Origin of the sequence: Sphaerospermopsis sp. LEGE 00249, assembly GCF_014299995.1 — a bacterium.
Taxonomy (GTDB): domain Bacteria; phylum Cyanobacteriota; class Cyanobacteriia; order Cyanobacteriales; family Nostocaceae; genus Sphaerospermopsis; species Sphaerospermopsis kisseleviana.
In genome coordinates this window covers 1-1,062 of record NZ_JACJUZ010000173.1, presented here as the reverse complement: position 1 = coordinate 1,062, position 1,062 = coordinate 1, and the positions used below count along the sequence as shown (strand labels likewise).

General features: G+C 45.5%; 1 protein-coding gene. It reads right to left on the bottom strand.

All coding sequences use genetic code 11. From position 1 onward, the window contains the following. Positions 1-66: 66 nt before the first annotated feature. Positions 67-1,062: photosystem II q(b) protein (psbA, locus tag H5968_RS24965; RefSeq protein ID WP_187042081.1), on the bottom strand; the 996-nt coding region annotated here is incomplete at its 5' end.

Below are 1,062 nucleotides of genomic sequence, written 5' to 3'. Positions count from 1 at the left end.
AAAAATACCCCCCATTTCTGGAGGGTATTTTCTTATTTAACTAAGCTTATTAAACCCAGTTTCAGATTAACCGTTGATTGCAGGAGCAGTCAAAGCAACAGGAGCAACTTCACCAGCAGCTAAGTCTAAGGGGAAGTTGTGAGCGTTACGCTCGTGCATTACTTCCATACCTAAGTTTGCGCGGTTGATTACATCTGCCCAAGTACCGATTACACGACCTTGAGAATCAATGATGGATTGGTTGAAGTTGAAACCGTTGAGGTTAAACGCCATTGTGCTTACACCCAACGCTGTGAACCAGATACCAACTACTGGCCATGCAGCCAAGAAGAAGTGTAAGGAACGGCTGTTGTTGAATGAAGCGTATTGGAAAATCAAGCGACCGAAGTAACCGTGTGCTGCTACGATGTTGTAGGTTTCTTCTTCTTGACCGAATTTGTAACCGTAGTTTTGAGATTCGGTTTCGGTTGTTTCACGAACCAAGGAAGATGTTACTAAAGAACCGTGCATTGCAGAGAACAAGCTACCACCGAATACACCAGCTACACCTAACATATGGAAGGGGTGCATCAAGATGTTGTGTTCTGCTTGGAACACGATCATGAAGTTGAATGTACCGGAGATACCTAAAGGCATACCATCGGAGAATGAACCTTGACCGATGGGGTAGATCAAGAATACTGCGGTTGCTGCTGCTAAAGGTGCAGAGAAAGCTACACAGATCCAAGGACGCATACCTAAGCGGTAAGAAAGTTCCCATTCACGACCTAAGTAGCAAGCTACTCCGATCAAGAAGTGGAAAATTACCAATTGGTAAGGACCACCGTTATACAACCACTCATCTAAGGAAGCTGCTTCCCAAATGGGGTAGAAGTGTAAACCGATAGCGTTAGAGGAAGGAACAACTGCACCAGAGATGATGTTGTTTCCGTAGATTAATGAACCTGCAACGGGTTCACGGATGCCGTCGATGTCAACGGGAGGAGCAGCGATAAATGCGATGATGAAGCAAGTGGTTGCTGCTAACAGGGTGGGGATCATTAATACACCGAACCAGCCGAT